Raw genomic sequence first — 560 nt, 5'->3', positions numbered from 1 at the left:
CAGACAGTACCAGCCGAAACATCTTGTGATAGATCCCGTCATGGTCGCCACCAGCGGCGATTTGCTACTTGAGCAATCAGCAATCAGCACATTAAAAGAAGAACTAATTCCTCTGGCAGACATCATCACTCCTAACCTGCCAGAGGGTGCAGCACTGACAGGTAAGCCTGTACCTCACTCAGAATCTGAAATGAATGACATGATTGACGACCTTCGCGCGCTTGGTGCCAAAGCCATTTTGCTCAAAGGCGGTCACCTTGAAGAAGATGAAAACAGCAACGATCTGCTGATCATGCAAAACAGTGCCGAGTTAATCAGCGCCAAGCGTTTTCCGACCCAAAACACCCACGGTACGGGCTGTACACTGTCTTCCGCTATTGCGTCTTACCTTGGTCAAGGCAACAACCTGCACAAAGCCGTGCATTTAGGAAAACAGTACATCAGCCAAGCCATCGCTCATGCGGATGAATTGGAAGTGGGGAAAGGTCACGGACCAGTACATCATTTCTTTGCGGGTCATACCTATGTTCGCTAACGCGATTGGCATTCAGCTTTCCGAC

At 49.5% G+C, this 560-nt stretch carries 1 protein-coding gene; it reads left to right on the top strand.

Going from position 1 to position 560, the window contains the following annotated elements; translation table 11 throughout:
• Positions 1-535 (top strand): bifunctional hydroxymethylpyrimidine kinase/phosphomethylpyrimidine kinase (locus R7O13_RS29665; RefSeq protein ID WP_318305565.1); only part of this gene is annotated, 535 nt, incomplete at its 5' end.
• Positions 536-560 lie beyond the last annotated feature (25 nt).

Source organism: Vibrio sp. Y176, from assembly GCF_033438945.1.
The sequence above is the reverse complement of the archived record's forward strand: the minus strand, read 5'-3'. Positions and strand labels throughout refer to the sequence as shown.